The organism is Oricola indica (assembly GCF_965227485.1).
GTDB classification, from domain to species: domain Bacteria; phylum Pseudomonadota; class Alphaproteobacteria; order Rhizobiales; family Rhizobiaceae; genus Oricola; species Oricola indica.
The window spans coordinates 4,829,529-4,851,001 of the sequence record NZ_OZ245747.1; the positions used below are offsets into that span (position 1 = coordinate 4,829,529).

At 65.3% G+C, this 21,473-nt stretch carries 15 protein-coding genes; 5 read left to right on the plus strand and 10 right to left on the minus strand.

Features of this window, described 5'->3' with window-relative positions:
- Positions 1 to 52: 52 nt before the first annotated feature.
- Genes ACQK2M_RS23910 through dnaJ form a run of 3 tightly spaced genes read right to left on the minus strand, consistent with a single transcriptional unit; the run spans position 53 to position 2,401 of the window.
- On the minus strand, positions 53 to 637 hold the full coding sequence (locus ACQK2M_RS23910) for an NADPH-dependent FMN reductase (RefSeq protein WP_425419874.1): 585 nt from the start codon (positions 635 to 637) through the stop codon (positions 53 to 55).
- A complete protein-coding gene (locus ACQK2M_RS23915; protein ID WP_425420125.1) occupies positions 634 to 1,242 on the minus strand; it encodes a class I SAM-dependent methyltransferase in 609 nt (202 codons plus the stop codon). The genes ACQK2M_RS23910 and ACQK2M_RS23915 overlap by 4 nt, the downstream gene beginning before the upstream one ends.
- 31 nt (positions 1,243 to 1,273) lie before the next feature.
- Entirely contained in the window at positions 1,274 to 2,401 is a 1,128-nt protein-coding gene (gene dnaJ / locus ACQK2M_RS23920; protein WP_223479088.1) for a molecular chaperone DnaJ, read from the minus strand.
- Between the two features lie 143 nt (positions 2,402 to 2,544).
- Between dnaJ and ACQK2M_RS23925 the strand changes: the two genes are divergently transcribed.
- The gene (locus tag ACQK2M_RS23925; protein WP_425419875.1) at positions 2,545 to 4,209 is read left to right on the plus strand and encodes a hypothetical protein; all 1,665 of its coding nucleotides are present in this window, start codon (positions 2,545 to 2,547) and stop codon (positions 4,207 to 4,209) included.
- Positions 4,210 to 4,255: 46 nt separating this feature from the next.
- On the opposite strand, the gene dnaK is transcribed toward ACQK2M_RS23925, so the two are convergent.
- Positions 4,256 to 6,187: a molecular chaperone DnaK gene (dnaK, locus tag ACQK2M_RS23930; protein ID WP_223479090.1), complete on the minus strand. Its 1,932-nt coding sequence runs from the start codon at positions 6,185 to 6,187 to the stop codon at positions 4,256 to 4,258.
- 296 nt (positions 6,188 to 6,483) lie between these two features.
- On the opposite strand from dnaK, the gene ACQK2M_RS23935 reads away from it, so the two are divergent.
- Positions 6,484 to 8,439, plus strand: coding sequence for a tetratricopeptide repeat protein (locus ACQK2M_RS23935; RefSeq protein WP_425419876.1), 1,956 nt, complete (start codon positions 6,484 to 6,486; stop codon positions 8,437 to 8,439).
- A gap of 12 nt (positions 8,440 to 8,451) precedes the next feature.
- Complete coding sequence (locus ACQK2M_RS23940; protein ID WP_425419877.1) at positions 8,452 to 10,128, plus strand: tetratricopeptide repeat protein; 1,677 nt, start codon at positions 8,452 to 8,454, stop codon at positions 10,126 to 10,128.
- Between the two features lie 4 nt (positions 10,129 to 10,132).
- On the opposite strand, the gene ACQK2M_RS23945 is transcribed toward ACQK2M_RS23940, so the two are convergent.
- The 3 genes from ACQK2M_RS23945 to ACQK2M_RS23955 all read right to left on the minus strand — a co-directional run bounded on the left by ACQK2M_RS23945 (position 10,133) and on the right by ACQK2M_RS23955 (position 13,318).
- Entirely contained in the window at positions 10,133 to 12,310 is a 2,178-nt protein-coding gene (locus tag ACQK2M_RS23945; RefSeq protein ID WP_425419878.1) for a transglycosylase domain-containing protein, read from the minus strand.
- A gap of 106 nt (positions 12,311 to 12,416) precedes the next feature.
- Complete coding sequence (locus ACQK2M_RS23950; RefSeq protein WP_425419879.1) at positions 12,417 to 13,037, minus strand: glutathione S-transferase family protein; 621 nt, start codon at positions 13,035 to 13,037, stop codon at positions 12,417 to 12,419.
- Positions 13,038 to 13,048: 11 nt separating this feature from the next.
- A complete protein-coding gene (locus ACQK2M_RS23955; RefSeq protein ID WP_425419880.1) occupies positions 13,049 to 13,318 on the minus strand; it encodes a DUF4242 domain-containing protein in 270 nt (89 codons plus the stop codon).
- Positions 13,319 to 13,474: 156 nt separating this feature from the next.
- On the opposite strand from ACQK2M_RS23955, the gene ACQK2M_RS23960 reads away from it, so the two are divergent.
- Positions 13,475 to 14,425, plus strand: coding sequence for a LysR family transcriptional regulator (locus ACQK2M_RS23960; RefSeq protein ID WP_425419881.1), 951 nt, complete (start codon positions 13,475 to 13,477; stop codon positions 14,423 to 14,425).
- Between the two features lie 4 nt (positions 14,426 to 14,429).
- Here the strand turns inward: ACQK2M_RS23960 and ACQK2M_RS23965 are convergent, their stop codons facing one another.
- Positions 14,430 to 15,839 (minus strand): M20/M25/M40 family metallo-hydrolase, encoded by a 1,410-nt coding sequence (locus tag ACQK2M_RS23965; RefSeq protein ID WP_425419882.1) that lies wholly within the window; start codon positions 15,837 to 15,839, stop codon positions 14,430 to 14,432.
- Between the two features lie 509 nt (positions 15,840 to 16,348).
- Here ACQK2M_RS23965 and ACQK2M_RS23970 point away from each other — a divergent pair.
- Positions 16,349 to 19,732, plus strand: a complete 3,384-nt coding sequence (locus ACQK2M_RS23970) for an SIS domain-containing protein (protein ID WP_425419883.1) — start codon at positions 16,349 to 16,351, stop codon at positions 19,730 to 19,732.
- Positions 19,733 to 19,740: 8 nt separating this feature from the next.
- Here ACQK2M_RS23970 and ACQK2M_RS23975 read toward each other — a convergent pair whose 3' ends face one another.
- Together ACQK2M_RS23975 and ACQK2M_RS23980 are read right to left on the minus strand one after the other, a co-directional pair.
- Complete coding sequence (locus ACQK2M_RS23975) at positions 19,741 to 20,691, minus strand: acetamidase/formamidase family protein (protein WP_425419884.1); 951 nt, start codon at positions 20,689 to 20,691, stop codon at positions 19,741 to 19,743.
- Entirely contained in the window at positions 20,688 to 21,470 is a 783-nt protein-coding gene (locus tag ACQK2M_RS23980) for a FadR/GntR family transcriptional regulator (RefSeq protein WP_425419885.1), read from the minus strand. The genes ACQK2M_RS23975 and ACQK2M_RS23980 overlap by 4 nt, the downstream gene beginning before the upstream one ends.
- Between the last annotated feature and the right edge of the window lie 3 nt (positions 21,471 to 21,473).

Below are 21,473 nucleotides of genomic sequence, written 5' to 3' on the forward strand. Positions count from 1 at the left end.
GCGCCGCGCAGTGACATGGCACAGCCGGGCCGGGGCGACAAGCAGGCCGCCATCAGCGGCCGCGACCGGGCGTGCAATGGTCGAGAAGCGAGCGGCAGGCGTTGTCGAGAATGCCGGCAACCCTCTCGTCGGCCGGCATGCCGTCTTCGCCAAAGGCCTCGCCGGCGAAATGGATGGAGCACTGTTCGCTGACGACCTGCGTGCGCAGCGCCATCATGACCGCGCGCAGGTGGTAGAGCGCGCGGATTCCGCCGAGCCGGCCATTGGAGGCCGCGCCAAGGGCGACGGTCAGCGCCTCGAAGGGTTTGACGGCTTCGCCGTCGACCTGCCGGACGCGGCTGATCCAGTCGAGCGTGTTCTTGAGCAGCGGCGGGATCGAGGCGTTGTATTCGGGGCTGGCGATGAAGGCCGCGTCGTGGGCGGCAAACATGCGGGCGAGCCTGATGGCATTGTCGGGCGCGCCTTTTTCCTTTTCCAGGTTCTGGTCGAGGATCGGCATCGGATAATCGGCGAGCGAGAGCATCGTCACGTCCGCGCCTTTCAGCGCCAGCACCTTGGCGGCGGCCTCGGCGAGTTGCCGGTTGAAGGAGCCGGAGCGAACGGACCCGGCGAAAACAAGCACCTTCGGTATGGTCATGACCGGCGCCGATAGACCCAGACCCGCGCGGGCGGGACATTGCGGAAGTTCCAGCGCGAGCGCGTGACGGCGATGTCGGGATCGGTGACGGGCACGGGCGGGATGATGCCGTAGGAGAACTGGACGAAGGGACGGCCCGGTTCGAGCACGGAGAGCGCGGAGCGCAGCAACTGAACGCGCTTTTCCTTCTCGAAATTGAGAAGCGGCAGGCCGGAGATTACGCAGTCGAAACGGTCCGGCGCGGCATCGCCCAGACGGTCACGGAGCGTCGCGGCGAGATCGAAGGCGTCGCCCTGCAGAAACTGCGCGCCGGGAAACCTGTCATTGAGAAGCCGGCAGAAGGCGGCGGAATATTCGACAGCTAAGAGCCGGGCGGGCGAAAGGCCGGTTCCGAGGATCGCGGTGGTGATCGCGCCCGTGCCGGGGCCAAGTTCGAGCACGGGAAGGCCGGAGGCGAGATCGATATGGGTGGCCATCATGCGCGCCGTTTCGGCGGAGGTGGGCGCGATTGCGCCGACTGAGCGCGGCGCGCGGATGACGGAACCGAGGAACCGGACCTGATCGGCAAAACGCGCCTTGACCACCGCCTTGCGCGACAGTTTCACGGGAGGTGTTTTCGAGGTGTGCGAGAGGCCCTCAGTCTCCAATATCGAAGAACTCCTTCATGCGCGAGAAGAAGCCGGTCGACTGCGGGTTGTTTTCCTTGGCGGAAATCTCGTCGAACTCCTGCAGCAGTTCCTTCTGACGCTTGTTGAGATTCTGCGGCGTTTCCACCGATATCTGGATGTAGAGATCGCCCATCTGCGCCTGACGCAGGATCGGCATGCCCTTGCCCTTGAGGCGGAACTGGCGGCCCGACTGGGTGCCTTCCGGCACCTTCACCCGGGCATAGGCACCATCCATCGTGGCGACCTCGAACTGGCCGCCCAGGGCGGCCTTGGCCATCGAGATCGGGACCTTGCAATAGAGATCGGCGCCATCGCGCTGGAAGAACTCGTGCGGCTTGACGGAGATGAAAATGTAGAGATCGCCCGTCGGGCCACCGCGGAAGCCCGCTTCGCCCTCGCCGGACAGGCGGATGCGCGTGCCGTCCTCGATGCCGGCCGGAATGTTGACCGACAGCGAACGCTCCTGCGTCACGCGGCCCTGGCCGTGGCAGTTGGTGCAGGGATCCTCGATGGTCTGGCCGCGCCCGTTGCAGGTCGGGCAGGTGCGCTCGATCGAAAAGAAACCGGATGCGGCCCGCACGCGGCCCGCGCCGCCGCAGGTCGAGCAGGTGACCGGATCGGAACCGGGCTTGGCACCGGAGCCGTTGCAGACCTCGCAGGTCATCGACGAAGGAACCCGGATCTGCGCGGTCTTGCCGGCATAGGCCTCCTCGAGGGTGATCTCCATGTTATAGCGAAGGTCGGCGCCGCGTTCGCGTCCGCCGCCGCGACGCGCCCGCGCGCCGCCCATCATGTCGCCGAAAATATCCTCGAAGATATCCGAGAAGCCGCCCGCCGCGCCGAAGCCTCCGCCGCCGCCCATGCCGCCATTCTCGAATGCGGCGTGGCCGAAACGGTCATAGGCAGCCCGCTTCTGCGGGTCCTTCAGCGTCTCGTAAGCCTCGTTGACTTCCTTGAACTTCGCTTCCGCTTCGGCGTCATCAGGATTGCGATCCGGATGAAACTTCATGGCAAGCTTGCGGTAGGCGCTTTTCAACGCCTTTTCGTCGGCTCCGCGCTCAACGCCGAGTGTCTCGTAGTAATCCGCTTTCGACATTCCCGTCGCTTTTTTCGTAGGATGGTGTCAAAAATGTCCCAGCGGCATGTGCACGCGCGCATACCGTTGCGTTCACATAGGAAATACGGTGCGGCTTTGCCATAGGCAATGGCCGTAAATACCCGGGAAAAGGCCCGGATACGATGCCGAACACAGAAATTTCCAGCCAATACTGTCCGGCACTGCGCACAACGGCGCTCGCGGCGGCCTGCGCCATGCTCCTTGCAGCGCCCGCGACGGCCTCGCCGCGCGACGCGATCCTGTCCGGCGACATGAAGGCGGCGACCGCCGAAGTCCAAAAACTCTATGCCGATCACGGCCTGTCATGGGCGGACTGGATCGAGTGGGAGATCGGACCCTTTACGACGACCTACTGGTACTACGACCACACCGAGGCCAAGATCGTTGCGGGCGACATGCCCCGCCCCGGGCAGGCGGACGCCTATTGGCAGGCCTTCTCGAACGTCCTGACGGACGGGAACTGGAAATCGTCGGGGTTCTTCTCCTCCGCCGAGGAAGCGCTGGAAATGGCCCGCTTCAACCAGTGGGTTCTGGCGACGCATGAAAGCGCGCACGCCATCACCTTCCGCTACGATTACGACCACACGAAGCGATACGACTACCACGTCAATTGCCGGGAATATCACGCCGACCGGCTGACGGCCGCGATCCTGCAGGACGCGGCGAAGCGCGACCCGGACATGGCGCGCTGGCGGGCGCGCTATCTCGAACTCGTCACCGAGATGGGCGCATCCATACCGGACGAATACAAGGTCACGCAGGCCGACTACGCCATGCTGGAGGCGGACTGCAAGGTGATGGACATCGACCAGCCGACGCCGGACAGGATGCAGGCCTACGCCTCTGCCTATTTCGCCCGCTACAAGGCGTTGCTGGAGGCGGATCTTCCGCCGCTGGATGCGGTGTTCGAGACGCATCTGAAGGCGCGCAACCGCGCCGAGACCGACGTGTTTCCGGTCGAGGACGAGTGGTCCGGGCACGTGCTGGATACGTTGCAGGAAAACGAGGGGGTCTACGACTACCATTTCAACAGGGCGAAAACGCTGGAAGGGCGCGCGCAACGCGCGGCCGCCTTCGCGCCGGACGATACGCTTTATGTGGCCGAGTCGTCGTCGGACCTCGTTTCAGGACAGCTCCAGATCGTTTTCGGGCCGCATGACGGGGCATTCGAGACCGTGGCAGAGACGCTGGACTGGCATCGCGAAAGCGAGGCGGTCACGCTGGTCTCGATAGCGGTTTACTCGCCGGACCTGTTCTTCGCCGCTTTCGAGGAGGAAGGATACCACAGTGCTGTGCTCCGCTTCGAGCGCGGCAGGCAAGGATGGACGCATCGTCTGCTCGTCGGTTTCGACCGGTTCGGCAAGGCGCGGGCATTCAGGGCGCCGGACGGGCGGTTGCTGCTCGCGCTTTCGGAATACAAGTTCGAAGACAGCGAGGAAACGGACAACAGCTGGCGCGTCGCGGATTTCGATACGGTGAGCGGAGAGAACATCTCCTTTGTGGACCTGCCGGTGGTCATACGCCACCCGGTCGGCGCCGATGACCAGATGCGGCTCTTCTTTTCCCATGCGAGCATGCTCATTCGCCTCGACGAGGCGGGCAAGTTGGCGCGCGTGGCCGGCAACGGGCTGGACGGCCATGCCGACGGCGATATCGAAAACGCCGAGATCAGCGGCATCAACATCTTCCAGATCAACGGCAAGGGGGCGATGGTGCTGGACGAGATACCGGGCGCCTATCCCAGACAGTCCATCAGGCGGCTGACGCCGTCAGTATCCGACAAATGAAAAGGGCGGCCAATGGCCGCCCTCAAGACATCTGCGTCAGACCCGATCAGGCCGACTTCTTCTGATCGTCGTCGTCGTCGATTTCCTCGAAATCGGCATCGACCACATCGTCGTCGCCCGCGGCATCCGCAGCGGCATCAGCCTCGGCGGCAGCGGTTTCCTCGGCCTGCTGGGCCTCATACATCGCCTGACCGAGTTTCATCGAAGCCTCTGCGAGCGCCTGGGTCTTGGCGGCGATGGCCTCGCCATCCGGCGTTTCGGCGCCGACGGCTTCCTTGAGGTCGGAAAGCGCATCCTCGATGGCCTGCTTGTCTTCCGCGGAAACCTTGTCGCCATATTCCTTCAACGACTTCTCCGTGGAATCGATCAGGCTCTCGGCGTGGTTCCTTGCCTCGACGGCCTCGCGGCGCTTCTTGTCTTCCTCGGCATGGGACTCGGCGTCCTTGACCATCTTCTCGACTTCCTCGTCGGAGAGACCGCCGGAAGCCTGGATGCGGATCTGGTGCTCCTTGCCGGTGCCCTTGTCCTTAGCCGAGACGTTGACGATGCCGTTGGCGTCGATGTCGAAGGTGACCTCGATCTGCGGCACGCCGCGCGGCGCCGGCGGGATGCCGACGAGATCGAACTGGCCGAGCATCTTGTTGTCGGCAGCCATCTCGCGCTCGCCCTGTGCGACGCGGATCGTCACGGCGTTCTGGTTGTCCTCGGCCGTGGAGAAGGTCTGCGACTTCTTGGTCGGGATCGTCGTGTTGCGGTCGATCAGGCGGGTGAACACGCCACCAAGCGTCTCGATGCCAAGCGACAGCGGGGTCACGTCGAGCAGCAGCACGTCCTTCACGTCGCCCTGCAGGACACCGGCCTGAATGGCGGCGCCGAGCGCGACGACCTCATCCGGGTTGACGCCCTTGTGGGGTTCCTTGCCGAAGAAGTCCTTCACGGTCTGCTGGACCTTGGGCATGCGGGTCATGCCGCCGACGAGGACGACCTCGTCGATCTCGCCCGCCTTCATGCCGGCATCCTTCAATGCGGCTTTCATCGGCTCGATCGTGCGCTTGACGAGATCGTCGACAAGGCTCTCGAACTTCGAGCGCGTCAGCTTCATGGTCAGGTGCTTCGGACCCGACGCATCGGCCGTGATGAAGGGCAGGTTGATCTCGGTCTGCGAACCGGAGGACAGCTCGATCTTGGCCTTCTCGGCAGCTTCCTTGAGGCGCTGCAGGGCGAGCTTGTCGTTCTTGAGATCGATGCCCTGATCCTTCTTGAACTCATTGGCAAGATATTCGACCAGGCGCATGTCGAAATCCTCGCCGCCGAGGAAGGTGTCGCCGTTGGTGGACTTCACCTCGAAGACGCCGTCGCCGATCTCGAGGACCGAAACGTCGAAGGTGCCGCCGCCAAGGTCGTAGACCGCGATGGTCTTGCCGTCGGTCTTGTCGAGACCGTAGGCCAGCGCGGCAGCGGTCGGCTCGTTGATGATGCGCAGGACTTCAAGGCCGGCGATCTTGCCAGCGTCCTTGGTGGCCTGACGCTGGGCGTCGTTGAAGTATGCGGGAACCGTGATGACAGCCTGCGTGACCGTCTCGCCGAGATAGCCTTCGGCGGTCTCCTTCATCTTCTGAAGGATCATCGCGGAGATCTGGCTGGGCGACTGTTTCTTGCCGCCAGCGTCGATCCATGCGTCGCCATTGTCGCCCTGGACGATCTTGTAGGGAACAAGCTTCTTGTCCTTCGCCGTGACCGGATCGTCATAGCGGCGGCCGATCAGACGCTTGATCGCAAAAAGGGTGTTTTCGGGGTTGGTGACCGCCTGGCGCTTGGCCGGCTGGCCGACAAGACGCTCGCCGTCGTCCGTGAATGCAACCATGGACGGCGTCGTGCGCGCGCCCTCGGAATTCTCGATGACCTTGGCGTCCTTGCCATCCATGACGGCGACGCACGAGTTCGTCGTTCCAAGGTCGATACCGATTACTTTAGCCATTTCAAAACCTCTCCTAAGCAGACCGCCCGGACCCGTTCCGGCATTCCATCAAGCGGTCCCTGTTACCGGATTAAATTCGCCTCCGCAGCGGGTGCGACGGCGTTGCGGCGTATATAAGAACCGGTTTTTGAGCCTGCAAGTCTGCTGTCGGCGCGAAATTCGGACCATTCACCGGAAAAATCCCGCTGGGCCGAACGCCTTCACAGGCCGGCGGCCCGGCCGGCCGGGCAGTTTCGGGCAAGGAAATACTGTCATTGTCATGTGACAGACACACAAGGGAGGGCGCTCCCGGCACGATGACGGCGCAATTACATCCCGTCGGCCGGACGGTTCAACCGGACGAGGCGACACAAGGCCAGCAAACGACCGGCGCAATGCCGGGCGCTCCGCCGGTCGGCCCTACCCTGACACAGCAGCAGGCCAACGAGGTTTTCGGTCTGTATCGCGACCGCCGCTACGAAGAGGCGCTCGAAAAGACCCGCGAGTTGATCGCGGTGCATTACAACCTCCCCCTCCTCCACAATCTCGCGGGCGCCATTCACAGCGCGCTCGGCCAAAGCCACCAGGCAATTGGCAGCTACAGGCGCGCGATCGCGCTTCGGCCGAATCGCCCGGAAGGCCACAACAATCTGGGCGATGCGCTCAACAGGATCGGCCGCCATGAAGAGGCGATCGGCAACCTCGCGACGGCCGTGACGCTGAAGCCCGATTTCGCGGAAGCCCACAACAATCTCAGCATCGCGCTTGCGGCGCTTGGACGCCACCGGGAAGCGGTCGGCAGTTTGCGGCGCGCGTGCGAGTTGCGGCCGGGTTTCGCCGAGGCGCATGGGAGGCTCGGCGATGCGCTGATGCAGTGCGGTGAGTACGAAGAGGCGGCGGACGCCTATCGGACGGCCATCGAGGCGCGGCCGAACATGGCCGACACTCATGCCAAGCTCGGGCGTTGCCTGATCCGGCTCGGCCGGGCGCAGGAAGGCGCGGAAGCCTGTCATCGCGCGCTCGCCATCGACAATGGCCATGTGCCGGGCTTTATCGCCCTGTCGGCGGCGCTTGAGCAGTTGGACGAGACCGGGGCCGCGATACGCTGCCTCGAACACGTCATCAGGATCGAGCCACGAAACGTCGATGCGCATGACGCCTTTTGCGGCTTGCTGGACCGCAGCGACCTCGACAAAGACCTGCGGACCGCCGTGTCGGCGGCGCGCAAATCATGCGGCGAGGACGATCCGCGAATCCTCTACCGGATCGCGCGGCAGGCCGCGCTGGATGGCGATTACGCGACGGCGCGGCGTTGCCTGGACCGCATGCCGTCGGACGGTCTCACACGGGAGATGGCCGACGGGCGGCTTTCCCTGCTTGCGGAAAGCTGCGAGCGGCTCGGCGACTTCGACGCCGCCTTCAAGCACCATGCAGCGCTCAATTCGCGCCGCGGCGCACAACCGGCTGCCCGCACCGCCGACCCGGTGCGATATATGCGCGATCTGGAAGACCTCGCCGCCTCCTTCTCGGAAACGGACGGCGCACCCTGGGAGGACGTCGTGGCGGCGCATCCGCGCACGCCGGTCTTCCTTGTCGGGTTCCCGCAATCGGGCACGGACCGGCTCGGCGCGATATTGCGCGGCCATCCCGACATCGCGCTGGTGGAGAACAAGCCGATGGTCGCGCGGATGGCGCAGGCGCTTGGCGAGAGTCCCGACCGCGAGCGGCTGCAGATGCTGACCGCGGACGATATCGACTTGCTGCGCGGCGTCTATTTCGAGGAACTGGACCGGCATCTCGATCTGGAGACCGGGTACGGGACGGTGATCGACAGCGTGCCGCTCAACATGGCGAGCGCGGGCCTGATCGAACGGGTTTTCCCACGGGCGCGTTTCGTCATGGCGCTGCGGCACCCCTGCGATTGCGTCCTGTCCTGTTTCACCGAGGCATCCGCCCCGGACGACATCATGGGGAATTTCCTCGACCTGGAGACGGGCGCGACGCTCTATGACCGGGCGATGCGGCTGTGGACATGCTACCGCGACAGGCTCGCGCTTGCCGTCCATGAAATCCGCTATGAAGAGCTGCTCGCCAATCCGGCGGACGAGACGGCGGCGCTGGCGCGCTTTCTCGGGGTCGACCCGGACGGCATGGCGCGGGCCGGGCCCGAACCCCTTTTCGCGGACCGCGCGGGCCGGTGGGAGGATTACCGCGTGCAGATCGAGCCGGTTTTCCCGCTGCTGGAATCCTGGGCCCGTCGCCAGGGCAGCTGAGCGGAGCGCGTCATGTCCGTCGACCAGACACTGCGCAAGGCGCAATCGCTTGCCCGCAAGGGCGCGACGGACGACGCCGAACAGCTTCTGCGCTCGGTGCTGGCGCGGTTCCCCGACAACCGGCGCGCGCTTGACGGTCTGAAGGCGCTGTCGCAGCCAAAGGCGCGGCCCGGCGGCCCCGCCCTCACCCGCGAAACGGCAAATGCGCTGCTGGCGCTCTACCAGAAGGGCCATTTGCAGGAGGCGCTGGCGCAAGCGACCGCGCTGGCCGCGCGGCATCCGGGTGTCGCCTTCCCGCACACTATCGCCGGCGCCTGCCATGCGGGTCTCGGCGCGCAGGACAAGGCGATCGCCTGCTACCGCAAGGCGCTCGACCTCTCGCCGAACTCGCCGGATATCCTGAACAATCTTGCCGCGGCGCTGACGGCAACCGGCCATCCCGGCGACGCCATCGCCCATCTCGACAAGGCGCTGACGCTCGACCCGGCCCATCCCGACGCGCTCAACAATTACGCCAATGCGCTCAACGCGCTCGACCGGCAGGAGGAGGCGCTCGCCTATCTCGACCGGGCGCTTGCGGCGCGGCCGGAATTCGCCGAAGCGCTGAACAATCGCGGCAATGCCTACAGCCATCTCGGGCGTCTCGACGCGGCCGCCGCCGATTTCGAGGCCGCGCTGCGGATCAACCCGCGCCAGGCTGACGCCCACCGCAATCTGAGCATCATCAAGACCTACGCGCCCGGCGATCCGCAGATCGGCGTGATGGAGACCTTGCTGGCATCCGACGCCGCGACGGACCGGGCGCAAGTCCATTTCGCGCTCGCCAAGGCGCTGGACGATACCGGAGAGACGGACAGGGCCTTCGCGCATTTCGACGCCGGGAACCGGCTGCGGCGGGACGCCTTCCCAGACCCGATGCCGGACCAGAAAAAACTCTTTGCCGCGATCAAGGGGCATTTCGACATGGACCGCCCGGTCCTGCCGGCGGAGACGACGGGTAAGCGGCCGGTCTTCATTCTCGGCATGCCGCGTTCGGGGACCTCGCTCACAGAGCAGGTGCTGGCAAGCCACCCACAAGTGCATGGCGGCGGAGAACTGCAATTCCTCCGGCAGGCCGTCCGGCCGACGCTCTCCGGCACGCGTCTCGACACGGCGGAACCGGCGGAGATCAGGGAGCGCTATCTCGGCGCGCTCGACGGTCTCGGCGTCGCGGAGCCCGTCATCACCGACAAGATGCCGCTCAATTTCCGCTGGATCGGCTTCATCGCGACAGCGCTTCCCGAGGCGACGATCATCCATGTCGCGCGCGACCCGGTGGTCACGGCATGGTCGATCTACCGCACCTTCTTTCCGTCGCGCGGGCTGCAATTCAGTTTCGATCTCGACGCCATCGCGGAGTATTACCGGCTTTACCGCGACCTGATGGCCTTCTGGCGGGACCGCTTCGGCGACCGGATCCACCATATCGACTACGAGACGCTGACCGAAAACCAGGAAGCGGAAACGCGCCGGCTGCTCGATTTGTGCGGCCTCGACTGGGACCCGCGCTGCCTCGCCTTCCATGAGACACGGCGCACTGTCTCGACGGCCAGCGCGGCGCAAGTTCGCCGCAGAATGTATTCGGGCAGTTCGGCTGCGTGGCGCAAATACGAAAAGCACCTCAAGCCGCTGGTCGAGGCGCTGGGATAGCGGGTCAGCGGCCGAGCAGGATATCCAGCACCGTGCGCCCGCCGCCGTCGTTCTGGCCGACACCGACCTTCGGACGCGGCGCGCCGGTCGATGCGGTCGGGGTGCGGTCGGGCTTCGGCGGGAAGACGTTTTGCGACATCGGGACATCCTCGCGCGGTGCGGCGGGACGCGCCGCCGGGGTGACCGTGTTCCTGCGATAGCCCGGCAGACGGGCCACGGGCACGCCCTCATGCGCCTCGACCATGAAGGCCTTCCACGCCTGTGCCGGCAGCGAGCCGCCGGTGACCTTGTTGGTCGGCGAGCCGTCGTCATTGCCGAACCAGACGCCGGTGGTCAGATTGGCGGTGTAGCCGACGAACCATGCGTCACGCGATTTCTGGCTGGTGCCGGTCTTGCCGGCGGCGGGATGGTCGAAACGGGCGGCGCGGGCCGTGCCCTCGGTGACCGTCTTCGACATCATGCGGTTCATCATGCCGGCGACGCCGGGAGAGATGGCGCGGGACATGTTGTCGGCCGTGTGCTCGTAAAGCACCTTGCCGTCGAGCGTCGTGACACGGCGGATGACATAGGGATCGGCGCGGTACCCGCCATTGGCGAAGGGCACATAGGCCGATGTCAGCTCCATCAGCGTGACTTCCGAGGTGCCCAGCGCCAGTGAGGCGTTGGGTTCCAGCTTCGAATGGATGCCCATGCGCGCGGCGGTCTTGACGACATTGCCGGCGCCGACCTCCATGATGAGCTGGGCCGCGACGGAGTTCAGCGACTTCGACAGCGCCGTCTCCAGCGTTACCGGCCCCAGATACTTGCCGCCGTAATTCTCCGGCGACCATTTTCCGATCTTCACCGGTGCGTCGTTGCGCACGGAATCCGGTGTCATGCCCTGTTCCAGCGCCGTGACGTAGACGAAGGGCTTGAAGGCGGAGCCCGGCTGGCGTTTCGCCTCGGTGGAGCGATCGAACTGGGAGTTGGCGTAATCGTAACCGCCGACCATGGCGCGCACCGCGCCGGTGTTGTCGATGGAAACGAGCGCGCCCTGACCGACGTTGCGGCTTTCGCCTTCCTTGGCGATCAGGTTGCGAATGGCGTTTTCACCGAATTTCTGCAGCACGAGATCGACGGTGGTATCGACGATCACGTCCTGGCGGATCTCACCGATCAGTTCGGGCAGTTCCTCCATCACCGCGTCGGCGACATAGTTTTCCGAGCCGGTCCAGTAGGCAGCGGCACGGGTGGCGGGGCGCGTGAGGGCCGCCGTCATTTCGCTGTCGGTCACGATGCCCTGCTCGCGCATGGCGGCCAGCACGATCTGGGCGCGTTCCTCGGCCAGATGCGGATTGCGGGCGGGCGACAGCCGCGACGGCGCTTTCAGCAGACCCGCGAGAAGCGCCGCTTCCGGCAGGGTCACGTCGCGCGCGGACTTGGAGAAATAGCGCCGCGACGCCGCCTCGACGCCATAGGCTCCGGAGCCGAAATAGACCCGGTTCAGATACATTTCGAGGATCTGGTTCTTGGTGTATTTGCTCTCCAGCCAGACGGCGAGCAGCACTTCCTGCACCTTGCGGCCGACCGTGCGGTCCGGCGACAGGAACATGTTCTTGGCCAATTGCTGGGTCAGCGTTGAACCACCCTGCACCAGCCGGCCCGCCATGACGTTGGCGACCATCGCGCGGGCGAGACCGATCGGATCGACGCCGAAATGCGAATAGAAGCGCCGGTCCTCGATGGCGACGACCGCCTGCGGGATATAGGGGGACATCTGGTGGATGCCGAGCGCCTCGCCGCCGGTGGCGCCGCGATTGGCGACCAGAGAGCCGTTGACGGCGACGATCTTGACGTTGGGCGGCCGGTCCGGGATTTCCCAGGTGGTCGCGGAGGGCATCTGCGCGCCATACCAGGCGACGACACCGGCAACAGCAACGCCGCCCCAGATGGCCATGATGAAGGACCAGTAGACGAGACCGCCGATCAGGCCGGTGAGACCCAGCCGCGCGCGGCGCGAACGGGCGGTCTTCTTCTTCGGTTTGCGCGCGCCGGACGCCTTGCGCTTGGCGGCCGGCTTCTTGCGGCGCGGCGGCGCGGCGCGATCATCTTCGGTCGCCGTCAGACCGGCCGAACGCTTGCGCTTCGGCGCATCGTCGAAACGCGGTTCGACGCGGCTTTTCGGTTTCTTTCGGCTGGCCATGGGCGAAATCAGGTCCGTTACGCAAAACAGATACGGCGCCTGAACCCTAAATGCGGCGATTTAAGGCAGAGTTAAGGGACGATGAAGGGAATGGTTCGAATTGCGCTCAGGCGTGTTGCTCCATCACCGCCCGATAGGCAGGCCGTTCAGCCACCGCGCTGCACAAGCGGGCAACTTTCGAATTGGCAGCGAACAGGGCCGGTTTGTCCGACATCCACTCGGTGAGCATCGTCAGGTAGATGTCCAGCGCGGAAAATCCTCGCGCGAGGAAATACGGCTTCCCGGCAATGGCGCCGTCGATGATGGCGAAGAACTCGTCCAGTTGCTTCAGCGCGACAAGGCTGACGGTCTCGTTGGCCGCATCGTCGAATGTGAACTGTTCGGGATGCCATGCCCTCGAGAAAACGGGGTAGCCGCCCGTCGCCATCGCCATCAGCCAGAACAGGAAGGTCGCCCGATCCGCGTCTCCGACAGCGGGAACAAGCCCCGCCTCGGGGTGCCGTTCCCCCAGAACGAGCGCAATGGCCGCCGTCTCGCCGATGACCACGCCATCGGGCATTCGCAGGGCCGGCACCCGCATGGCCGGGTTGATCTCGCGAAAGGCGCTGCCCCGATGCTCGCCGGCGGCCATGTCGACATAAACCTTCCGGTAGTCCGCGCCGATTTCCTCCAGCATCGCCTGCGGCGCGATCGCGCCGGACAGGCGCTCCCAAAAAAGCGTATACATCGCTTCCATCCTCACGCGGTGGTCGGGTCGATCATGGTCGACACTTCGATGATCCGGTTGGCGGGAAACCCGCTTTCCTCGGCATGCCTGCGGATATCGTCCTCGCTATCGGCGAGATAGACGCAGAAGGTCCTGTCGCCGGCGACATAGGAATGCTGCCACTGGATCGTCGGGCCCAACCGCGCCAGCGCCTCGTTCGATTTCGCCGATGCAGCGGCAAGGTCCTCCGCGCTCATGGCGCCGACCCCGGGAATTTCGCGCTCGATCACATATTTCTTCATGGCGTCCTTCTCCTTCGATTCCGGCTGCGCCTTCCAAAACAATTTCTATTGTCATCCGTGGGTGCAGCCTTCAACAGAGCCATGATTGCAGCGAACGATCGGGATTTCAGGTCATTTTATCTCGCCTCTGCGAAAGAAAATCTTTACTGTGAAGGTATGAAACTCTCGCATCTGAACGCGCTCAGGGCCTTCGAGGCCGTGCTGCGCACCGGCTCCTTCCGCGCGGCGGCGGACGAACTCGGCGTCACCACGGCCGCGGTCGGACAGCAGATCAGGGGGCTGGAGGCGTTCATCGGGCGCAGCCTGTTTTCGAGGACATCGGCCGGCGCGCATCCCACAGACGACGCGGCCCGGCTCAAGGCGCGGCTGACATCGGGCTTCTCGATCATCGACGGCGTTCTTTCGGAACTGAGAGACGACGGCGCGTCCAACCGCGTCGCGATCACGCTTCCCGAATCCTTCGCGGAGAACTGGTTCACGAAGCGGATCTCGGATTTCTACAGCCGCAATTCGGCCGTCGATCTTCGTCTCAACGCCGCCAACAGGCGCATCGACCTTGCCGCAGACGGGTTCGATTTCGCCATCCGCTACAGCCCGCCGCCTGAAGACGGCCTGGATGCGGTCGATCTCTTCGGGGATTACGTGCTTCCGGTCTGCACGCCGGTGTTTCGCGAGCAATATGCCTTGTCCGAGGAGACGACATCGCTGGCGGCAATACCGCGCGTGCATCTGGACAACAGGACGCCCGATCCGAAATGGGCCGGCTGGCGCGACTGGTGCCGGGCGTTCGACATCGCCGACGGAGACGATGGCGGCGGGGTGCGGTATTCGAAGATCAGCTCGGGGCTGCAGGCCGCCATCGCCGGCCACGGGCTGGTGCTGTGCGGCATCACCGAGGCCCATGACGCCATCGAGAGCGGGCTGCTGGTCACGCCGTTCGGCGTCGCGAACCACATGGAGACCGGCTATCGCTACCGCCTGCTCTCGGTCAGCGGACGACGGCTGAGCTCGCTGCAATCGCGGTTTCGCGACTGGGTGATTGAACAGTCCCGCTCATTCGAGCAGACTGTTGCCCGCATGTTGCAGTTGCCCGACGCAGCCCGTTAGCGCGTCACCCTTCGGCGAGCGCGTCGAGGATGCGGGCCCATGAGCGCTGGCCCTTGTGGAAGCTCTTGAGGGCGTATTTCTCGTTGGGGGAATGGATGCGGTCGTCGGCGAGACCGAAGCCGACAAGCACGGATTCCATGCCGAGCATGGTCTGGAAATCGCCAACCACGGGGATGGAGCCGCCCATGCCGATCATCACGGCCGGGTTGGGCCACTCGTCGGACAGCGCTTCCTTCGCCTTTTGCAGGACCGGGGAATCATAGGCGAGCTGGATGCCGGGCGAACCGCCATGCTCGCGGAACGACACCGTGCAGTCGGCGGGAATGCGGCTGCGCACGAATTCGCGGAAATTCTCGCGGATGGCGTCCGGGTCCTGCTTGCCGACGAGTCGGAAAGAGACCTTGGCCGACGCCTTGGCCGGGATGACCGTCTTGAAACCCTCGCCGGTGTAGCCGCCGGTGATGCCGTTGACCTCGGCGGTCGGGCGCGCCCAGGTGAGTTCGAGCACAGAGCGGCCCTTTTCGCCGGAGGGGATCGCCAGGCCGACCTCGCCGAGGAAGGTTTCCGCCGTCTGGCCGAGGCTTTCCCACTGGTCGAGGATTTCCTTCGGCGTCTGTTCGACGCCGTCGTAGAAATTCGGGATCGTCACCTTGCCGTCGGCGTCGTGCATGTCGGCGAGTATCTTCGACAGGATATGGATCGGGTTGGCCGCAGCGCCGCCGAAATAGCCCGAATGGAGGTCGCGGTCGGCGGCCTGGACGGTGATCTCCTCGCCGACGAGACCGCGCAGGCCGGTCGAGATGGCGGGGGTGCGCGCGTCCCACATCGAGGTATCGCAGACCAGCGCGTAATCGGCCTTCAGTTCGTCGGCATTGGCGTCGAGGAAAGGTTTCAGCGAACCCGACCCGGACTCCTCCTCGCCCTCGAACAGGATGGTGACCTTGCAGGGAAGATCGCCATGGACCTCTTTGTAGGCGCGGCAGGCCTCGACGAAGGTCATCAGCTGGCCCTTGTCGTCGGCGATGCCGCGTCCGGTGATGATCTTGGCCCCGTCGGCGCCGTCGCGCACCGCGGGCTGGAAGGGGTCGTTGTCCCACAGGTCGAGCGGGTCGACCGGCTGGACATCATAGTGGCCGTAAAAGAGCACGTGCGGCGCGTCCGGCTTGCGGCCGTCGTGATACGCCACGACCATCGGATGGCCGGGCGTGTCACGCAGCGAGGCGTCGAAGCCCAGTTCGGTCAGCTCGGCGACCAGCCATTCGCCGGCCTCGCGGCAGGAGGCGGCATAGGCCGGATCGGTGGAGATGGACGGGATGCGGACCAGTTCGAACACCCGCATCAGGCTGTCGGCGAGGTTTTCGTCGATGCGCTTGAGGACGGGATCGAGGGGGTGGGCCGCATGCGCGCTGGTCATGACAATCTCCGCTGGACGTCTGGGGCTGGAATCGCGGCGATTCCTGCGCGCGTCGCAGGGCAATGTAAAGTGGCGGGAAAGCGGGGGCCGGAAAAAATGAAGCCGCCGTGCGGAGGTCGTGCACGGCGGCTAAGCGAAAAGGTTCTAAAAGTGGCAGCCTGGAGAGGGGGATTAGGCTGCCACCTGTCCGGATCGGCGGGGGACGGGCCTTAGCCGGACATCGGCTCAATATGCCGATTAACCAAATCTCACATATGAGTGTGGCACAAAAACGGCAGTGTCGATTCTCGAAAAACGCCGGTTATCATTGGATTTCCAGCGGATTTCTCCGGCGCGAAATGAAAAAACGGAGCCTGCCGCAATTTCGCAGGTTACATCATGCAAGAACAAGTGAGTGCGGCCGGGTCCGGATTTCGCTTGAGAAATTTCGAAAGGCGACGTTTCAAGATCGAAGAGGATTCGCTTCGTCAAAGGGATTCTCTTCGGCCGGGATATTTCGGGGATATGACATGTGTGGCATCGCAGGATTCGTAACCGGCCGTTTCGGCGCAGATGAAGCAGACACCGGCTGGCTCGATACGGTCGCCGCCGATGTAGCAGCGGCACCCGCCGGCCTCGCCGCCGTGGAGACGCTGCACGGCGCGGTCACCGCGTTGCAGGACCGGTTCGCGGAGCTGATGTCATTCCGGATGGCGGAACGGATCGCCTTCGATGCGGCCTTTAAGGCCGGCGTCGCGTCCCTTGCCGACACGCTGGGCAAACAGGCGGGCGCCCTGACCGACCTGTCCAAGAAAGGACGCACCGATCTCGACCCGGTGATCGAGAGCCTGCGCGACTATGAATGGCAGTTGCGCGAGGAACTCGTCGCCCAGACGGGCGAAGCGATCGCGCTCGTCGCCGACGGCATCGACGCGGCGCGCGGCAACGCGGCGAAAGTGGCGCTTGCCACAGAGCACGTGCTGCGGGCAATCGACCGGCTGGAGGTACGCGGCCGCGATTCGGCCGGCATCGCCATCCAGATCCAGCTTCCCGAGAATTGCGTCGACGCGCTGCCGGGCGACCTGACGGAAGAATTCGCCAAACGGTGTTCGGCGCTGCATGCGGATCATCTCGCGGTCTATATGCATGAAAATGGCGGCGGCACGCGGTCGCTGACCTTCGTCTACAAGACCGCGAATCTCGTCGGCCGGCTGGGCGACAATGGCGCGGCGCTGCGCGCGGCGATCCGCGCCGACCGGCTGTTGTGGGCGCTTGCCGCGGACGCGACCCGGGCCGGCGTTCTCTCGCATACACGCTGGGCGTCGCATGGCGTGATCTCTGTCGCCAACTGCCACCCGCACAATCCGTCGCTGACACAGGACGAAAGCGGCCAGTCCGGCGTTTCGCTGGGCGCGATGTACGCGCTGAACGGCGACGTGGACAACCACGTGGAGCTGATCGCCGAACTGGTGACCAACCGCCAGCTCGCCATCGACCCGTCGATCACCACCGACGCCAAGATCATCCCGATCGCGCATCGCAGCGCCGGCGCGGATGGCGGCGACATGCTGGACCGGTTCCGCACGGCCGTGCGCCGTCTCGACGGCTCGATCGCGGTCGGCTGCATCGATCCCAGCCAGCCGGGCGACGCCTTCCTCGCGCAGAAAGGCTCCGGCCAAGGCCTGCATGCGGCCCGGCTCGCCGACGGCTGGATGTTCGCCTCCGAGGTCTACGGGCTGTGCAATGTGGCGCGCGCCTCCTACAACCTCGCCCGCTCGGTCGCGGGCGGTTCGGTGATCCGTCTTTCCGGCGACTCCGCGCAGCCGGAGATGGTCGGCGTTTCCGACGGCACGCCGGCGGCGATCAAGCCGGAGCCGATCCAAATCTTCGCGCGCGACATCTATCGCGGCGGCTTCGAGTTCTATCTCGAAAAAGAAATCCATGATGGACCGGAAAGCGTGGCCAAGACGCTGCGCGGACGCTACCGCCGCGACGGCGGACTGATCGCCTTCGACGAGTTGCCGACCGATATCTGGGCCTCGATGCGCAAGGCCGTGGCGCTCGGTATCAGCCGCGTCTACGTGATCGGCCAGGGCACAGCGGGCGTTGCCGCCGTCGGCATCGCGCATCTGATCGAAAAGGCGCTCGGCTACGAAAGCCGGCTCGACATACCCGTCATCGCCCTGCGGTCCTCGGAAATGTCGGCCGAAATCGAGAGCTACGAATTCCGCAACGCGCTGGTGATCGCCGTATCGCAGTCGGGCACGACGACCGACACGAACCGCGCCGTCGATCTCGCCCGTGAGCGCGGAGCCTCGATCCACGCCATCGTCAACCGCCGCAACTCCGATCTCGTGCGCAAGGCGGATTCGGTGCTGTTCACCTCCGACGGCCGCGACGTGGAAATGTCGGTCGCCTCGACCAAGGCGTTCTATTCGCAGCTGACGGCCGGCAAGCTGACCGCGCTTTTCCTCGCTGACGCGCTAAACACGATGACGGAGATCGAGATCGCCTACGAGATGGGCGAACTCGAACGAATGCCCGCGCTGATCGGTGAGGTTCTCGACAAGGAAGAGCAGATCGCCGAATGCGCCCGCAGTTTCGCGCCGCAGGCAAGATACTGGGCGGTGACCGGATCCGGCGTGAACCACACGGCGGCGCTGGAAATCCGCATCAAATTGTCGGAGCTCTGCTACAAGTCGATCCCGGTCGACTACACCGAGGACAAGAAGCATATCGACCTTTCGACCGAGCCGCTGACGCTTGTCGTCGCCAATGACCTGCCCGGCGATCTCGTCGGCGACGTGGTCAAGGAAGTGGCGATCTTCAAGGCGCATAACGGCCGGCCGATCGTATTCGCGACCGAGGGCGCGGATGCCGCCGCCTTCGCGGAATATGCGGAACGGGTAATCGCCCTGCCGAAGATCGGCGGCGATCTGGCCTTCGTGCTGGCGACGGTCGCGGGCCACATGTTCGGCTTCCACGCAGCCCGCGCCATCGACCGCGCCGCGCAACTCCTGAAGACGATCCTGGCCGATCTCGGTCTTGTGGCGATGGACGATCCCGGCGCGGACCGGCAGGCGCTTCTCGACAAGCTCGACGCCTTCATCGACGAGGGTGCGGCGGGCGCGTTCAATTCCGGTCTCGGCGCGAACGATCTCGCGATGCTGGCGAAGCTCTCGCGCGATCTCGGCCGCGCGGATGACGCCGCGACCGCCCGGGACGTGGCACAGGCCGCGCTCGGACCGGTGCGCCACACATTCGAGGAAACCTCGCGGCCGATCGACACGATCCGCCACCAGGCCAAGACCGTGACGGTCGGCACCAGCCGCCCGGAAGACGCGCTGTCATCGTCGATCCGCGAGGCTCTGTCGTCACTCGGCGTGGCCGACAGCCGCATGACCTTCGACAACCGCAAGGTGCTGGCGGCCGTTTCGCGGCTGATCGACGAGATCGAGTGGACGGCGCTTCTCGATGTCGACCAGACGAAGGACGGCCCGGTCGTCCGGCTGACCGGGGTGGCTCCGTCGCCTGCGATGGCGGGATACGCCCAACCGTCCAAGCCGCTCGGCGTGATCGGCTCGGCGCTCGACGATCATGCGCTGCATGCCGGTTTCCTCGGCGACGCGGCGGTGTTCGCCGTTCCGGTCAACAACGCCTCCTATTCGGACGTCGACTCGCTGGTCTGCTTCGCCGTCAGGCTGCAGGCACATGCCTCGCGCGATCAGAAATCGGCGGCCATGGCGGCGCTCGGCACCTACAAGCCGGTGCTGCGCGAATGGGAGCAGAGTTTCGGCGAGGAGGCAGCCGCGGCGCTTGCGCGCCAGATCGCGCGCGAGACGCCCGAAAACGTCGTCTTCCGGCCGAAAATGCTCGACCCGTCGCTCAGCCGCGACGAACGCCAGAGCGCGTAAGGCGAGCGCTACTCGAAGATGATGCGCGGAAAGTAGAACGACACGACCCAGTTGGGCGCGTCGACGACCTCGCTGATGCGCAGATCGCCGCAAACCGAGCAAAGAATATAGGCGTCCTCCGGGGCGAGGCCGCGTGCAGCCGCGAGATGATCGACCATGCCGGAGACAGCGTCGCGGGCCGCGGCCATCAGGTCCGGGCCGATACCGGTCGTCACGTCGTAACCCGCCGCATCGAGATGGCGCGTCACCGGACCCGGCGTCGAAAAGCGCGGGAATGGCGGCGCGGCGCCCTTGACCAGATCGAGGGTCACGGTGATGTCCATCGCGCTTTCGATGGCGGTGCCGCAAACCTCGCCGTCGCCCTGCGCGGCATGAGTGTCACCGACGGAGAACAACGCGCCCGCCACCTCGACCGGCAACCAGAGCTCCGTTCCCGCCGCCATGTCACGGATGTCCATGTTGCCGCCGGTGCGGCGCGGCGGAATGATGTCGTGCCGGCCCGGTTCGGCGAGCGCCACGCCGATGGTGCCCGCGAACGGCTTGAGCGGCACGCGCGCCAGGGTGTTGAAGACCGCCGGGGCCTTCGCCGTGCGGTCATAGTTCCAGAGATGCAGGCGCGGTTCGGTGAACTGGTCGGCCAGCAGGCCGAAGCCCGGGATGATGGCACTCCAGCCGAAGCCAGACGGGGCGAAGTCGCGAATGGTGACCTTCAGCGCGTCGCCTGGTTCCGCGCCATCGATGAAGACGGGTCCGGTGACCGGATTGACGCGGCCCGGGTCCATGGTGGCGATGTCTGCGGCGGTGCTGTTTTTCGTGTAGTGCCCGTCGCCCGCGTCGTGGCATTGCAGCGTCAGCGTCTCGCCGGGCGCGACGGTGGTCACCGGTTCCAGCGCGTTGTCCCAGCCGCAATGGCAATGGTCGGCATGGATGGTGCGCCATGGGGCAGCGTGTCCGCTCATTGCGTCGATCCCGACCGCTTGCGCACGGCCGCCCTCTCCAGCATGTATTTTTCCGCCTCGACCATGTGGTCGCGCATGATTTCGCGCGCCCGGTCGGCGTCGCCGGCGCGGATCGCGCGCAGGAGGCGGACCTGATAATGCAGGCCGGTCTCGCGCAGTTCGGGATGCGGCTCCTGGTAGATCTCTCGGCATACGGTCATGTCGCGCAGGAGTGAGAGCAGGAACACGGCGACGAACCCCAGGAGGCGGTTCGGGCTGTTGCGGGCGAGCTCGGCGTGGAAATCGAGCTCGGCGAGCCGCTGGCGATATTCCTCCTCTGCCGTGGCCGGTTCGTCCTCGTAGAGCCGGATGGTCGCGCGCATCGCCTCGAAAGCCGGGACGGAGAGCGATCCGGTCGCGGCGGACGCAGCGAGTTCCGGCTCGACCAGCTTGCGGATGGCGTAGATGTCCGCGATCGTGGGTGGCGAAAACAGGAAGAGATTGTCCAGCATGCGGATCGCATTGTCGGACGCGATCGCGGTAACGAAGATTCCGCCGCCGGGTCCGGTCTTGGAGGCGATCAGCCCCTGGAATTCGAGGATCTTGAGCGCCTCGCGCAATGTGCCGCGCGAAACCTTGACCGCTTCCGGGTCAAGCCACTCGGAGGGCACGCGGTCGCCGGGCGACAGGCCCGCCTCGACGATGCGGTCGCGGATCGCGTCGGCCGCGATATCGGGACGCTTTCGGCGGCGCGCCGGCGTCACCGACACAGGCTCAGGTCTTGGCGCGCTCTCCTCCATGCG

Bases quoted from the DNA above. Each gene is read 5' to 3' on its own strand.
- ACQK2M_RS23910 (WP_425419874.1), bottom strand. From the start codon at position 637: ATGACCATACCGAAGGTGCTTGTTTTCGCCGGGTCCGTTCGCTCCGGC.
- dnaJ (WP_223479088.1), bottom strand. From the start codon at position 2,401: ATGTCGAAAGCGGATTACTACGAGACACTCGGCGTTGAGCGCGGAGCC.
- ACQK2M_RS23925 (WP_425419875.1), top strand. From the start codon at position 2,545: ATGCCGAACACAGAAATTTCCAGCCAATACTGTCCGGCACTGCGCACA.
- dnaK (WP_223479090.1), bottom strand. From the start codon at position 6,187: ATGGCTAAAGTAATCGGTATCGACCTTGGAACGACGAACTCGTGCGTC.
- ACQK2M_RS23935 (WP_425419876.1), top strand. From the start codon at position 6,484: ATGACGGCGCAATTACATCCCGTCGGCCGGACGGTTCAACCGGACGAG.
- ACQK2M_RS23940 (WP_425419877.1), top strand. From the start codon at position 8,452: ATGTCCGTCGACCAGACACTGCGCAAGGCGCAATCGCTTGCCCGCAAG.
- ACQK2M_RS23945 (WP_425419878.1), bottom strand. From the start codon at position 12,310: ATGGCCAGCCGAAAGAAACCGAAAAGCCGCGTCGAACCGCGTTTCGAC.
- ACQK2M_RS23950 (WP_425419879.1), bottom strand. From the start codon at position 13,037: ATGTATACGCTTTTTTGGGAGCGCCTGTCCGGCGCGATCGCGCCGCAG.
- ACQK2M_RS23955 (WP_425419880.1), bottom strand. From the start codon at position 13,318: ATGAAGAAATATGTGATCGAGCGCGAAATTCCCGGGGTCGGCGCCATG.
- ACQK2M_RS23960 (WP_425419881.1), top strand. From the start codon at position 13,475: ATGAAACTCTCGCATCTGAACGCGCTCAGGGCCTTCGAGGCCGTGCTG.
- ACQK2M_RS23965 (WP_425419882.1), bottom strand. From the start codon at position 15,839: ATGACCAGCGCGCATGCGGCCCACCCCCTCGATCCCGTCCTCAAGCGC.
- ACQK2M_RS23970 (WP_425419883.1), top strand. From the start codon at position 16,349: ATGTGTGGCATCGCAGGATTCGTAACCGGCCGTTTCGGCGCAGATGAA.
- ACQK2M_RS23975 (WP_425419884.1), bottom strand. From the start codon at position 20,691: ATGAGCGGACACGCTGCCCCATGGCGCACCATCCATGCCGACCATTGC.
- ACQK2M_RS23980 (WP_425419885.1), bottom strand. From the start codon at position 21,470: ATGGAGGAGAGCGCGCCAAGACCTGAGCCTGTGTCGGTGACGCCGGCG.